The sequence below is a fragment of the Oryzihumus sp. genome (assembly GCF_036391795.1).
In the GTDB taxonomy this organism is placed as follows: domain Bacteria; phylum Actinomycetota; class Actinomycetes; order Actinomycetales; family Dermatophilaceae; genus Oryzihumus.
In genome coordinates this window covers 1-2,522 of record NZ_DASVZH010000167.1, presented here as the reverse complement: position 1 = coordinate 2,522, position 2,522 = coordinate 1, and the positions used below count along the sequence as shown (strand labels likewise).

Genomic DNA, 2,522 nt, shown 5'->3' with positions numbered 1-2,522 from the left:
CTGGGGCTGAGCCATGTCGGTTGAGGCGCCGGCGCGCACCGCGCGCGTCCACCGCGCCTGGTACGTCGCCGCGGTCACCCTGGGTGCCCTCGTCGCCGCGGCCGCGTTCCGCTCCTCGACCGGGGCGATGTTCGAGCCGCTGGAGCACGAGTTCGGCTGGAGCCGCACGACCACGAGCGGGGCGGTGACGCTCAACCTCGTCGTCTACGGCCTGACCGCGCCCTTCGCCGCCGCCCTCATGGAGCGGTTCGGCGTCAAGCGGGCGGTCACCGCCGCCCTCGTGCTCGTCGCCGTCGGCAGCGGCCTGACCACCGTCATGACCTCGGCCTGGCAGCTCTGGGCATTGTGGGGTCTGGCCGTCGGCGTGGGGACGGGCTCGATGGCGCTGGTGTTCGGCGCAATCGTGGCCAACCGCTGGTTCCACACCCACCGCGGACTGGTCACCGGAGTCTTCTCCGCCGCCAACGCCACCGGCCAGCTCATCTTCCTGCCGGCGCTCGCCGCGCTCATCGCCGGCCCGGGCTGGCGGTTCGCCGCCCTGACGGTCTCGGCCGTGGCGCTGCTGCTGGCCCCGCTGGTGTGGGCGGTCCTGGCCGACTCCCCGGCCCACGCCGGCACGACGCCCTACGGCGCCGAGCCGCTGGACGAGCACGCGAGCCTGGTCGTCGCCGACGTCGAGCCCGACCAGGGCCCGGGGGAGTCGCCCGCCCGGGCCGCCCTGCGGGCCTTCGCCGACGGCGCGCGCTCGCGGGTCTTCTGGATCCTGCTGGCCACGTTCTGGGTGTGCGGGTGGTCCACCAACGGCCTGATCGGCACCCACTTCATCCCGGCGGCCCACGACCACGGCATGCCGCCCACGACGGCGGCCGGCCTGCTCGCCCTGATCGGGGTCTTCGACATCGTCGGCACGGTCGGGTCCGGCTGGCTGACCGACCGGGTCGACTCGCGGGTGCTCCTGTTCGTCTACTACTGGTTCCGCGGGCTGTCCCTGCTGGTGGTCCCGTGGCTGCTCGGTCCCGAGGTCCACCCCAACCTGTTCCTGTTCATCGTGTTCTACGGCTTGGACTGGGTGGCCACGGTGCCCCCGACCGTCGCCCTGTGCCGCAGGCACTTCGGGCTGGAACGCTCCGGGGTGGTGTTCGGCTGGGTCTTCGCCGCGCACATGGTCGGGGCCGGGGTGGCCGCCAGCTTTGCCGGGTGGGTGCGCCAGGACACCGGCGACTACCTCGGGGCGTGGCTGACCGCCGGCGCCCTGTGCCTGGTCGCCGCGTTCGCCATCCTCGCCATCCCCAAGCGCGCCCCGGCCGGGGCCTGAGCCCCGCTCAGCCGGGGTAGTCCCGGGCCAGCAGGTCGAACCACACCAGGTCGGCGAAGCTGCCGTCCCGCAGCGGCTCGGCGGCCCGGTGGCGCCCCACCTCGACGAACCCTGCACTGCGTGCGATTGCCAGCGAGGCGTCGTTGCCCACGGCAGCTGCGAGCGTGAGCCGTCGCCGGCCCAGGCCGCCGTCCTCGCGCGGGACGAACGCGTGCCGCACCGTGAGGCGCACCGCCTCCTTCATGACACCCCTGCCGCGGGCGTCGGGGTGCAGCCAGTAGCCGACCTCCCCGGCGGTGGTGTCCTCCCCGGCCATGTCCATCACGGCCACCACGCCCAGCAAGAGGTCGTCCTCCTGGTCGGCGACCGCGAAGTACACGCCCCGCCCCCGGGCCGCGTTCTCCCGGCTGCGGCGCAGGTACTCGCGGGCGTGCTCGAGGGTGTAGTCCTCGGGCAGGCCGGAGAGCCAGTGCCGGGCCTCCGGGTCGGAGCAGGCCTCGACGACCCGCTCGAGGTCCTCCTCGCGCAACGCGCGCAGCCGGACCCCGTCACCCTCGAGGGTCACCGGCTCAACCGCGGTCGCCTCGTTGAGTACGGCGGCGGCGATCCGGTCGTCCTCACGCCCGAGGCCGAAGTGCACCACAGCCGCCGTCCCGCCGTCGGGCAGGCGCAGGCCACCGGGCTCGCGGCCCCACTCCATGAAGCCGGCGCGGCGCAGCACCGTCTGCGAGGCGAGGTTGGCCTCCTCGGTGTGCGCCCGCAACCGGCTCAGGCCCATCCCGCCCTCCTCGCGGGGGGCCAGCGCGTGCGGCACCAGCACGTCCAGGGCCTCGTTGGTCAGGCCCCGCCCGCGCTCGTCCGGGTGCACCCAGTAGCCCACCTCGCCGGTGTTCGGGAACGTGACGCCGGCCAGACCGTGCACGGTCAGGCAGCCCACGGCGCGGTCGTCCTCGCGGTCGGCCAGGCACCAGGTGACCCGCTCGCCCTGCAGCCCCCGCAGCCGCAGCCGGAAGAGCCAGTCACGGGCATCCGCCTCGGTGACGGGTTCGGGCCCGAGCCCCATGGCCTGCTTGCGCGCCGGGTCGTCCAGCGCCTCGCGCAGCCGGGGCAGGTCGGTATCGCGCCACTCGCGCAGCACGACCCGCTCGCCTTCCAGCCGGGTCGGCACGAGCAGCCCGGGCCGTCCCCGGTCGGCGGCGAGCAGCTC

The 2,522-nt window shown here is 74.7% G+C and carries 2 protein-coding genes; one reads left to right on the top strand and one right to left on the bottom strand.

Going from position 1 to position 2,522, the window contains the following annotated elements:
- Positions 1-13: 13 nt before the first annotated feature.
- The gene (locus VF825_RS10295) at positions 14-1,315 is read left to right on the top strand and encodes an MFS transporter (RefSeq protein ID WP_331112875.1); all 1,302 of its coding nucleotides are present in this window, start codon (positions 14-16) and stop codon (positions 1,313-1,315) included.
- Between the two features lie 7 nt (positions 1,316-1,322).
- On the opposite strand, the gene VF825_RS10290 is transcribed toward VF825_RS10295, so the two are convergent.
- On the bottom strand, positions 1,323-2,522 hold a 1,200-nt coding region (locus tag VF825_RS10290), incomplete at its 5' end, for a GNAT family N-acetyltransferase (protein ID WP_331112873.1).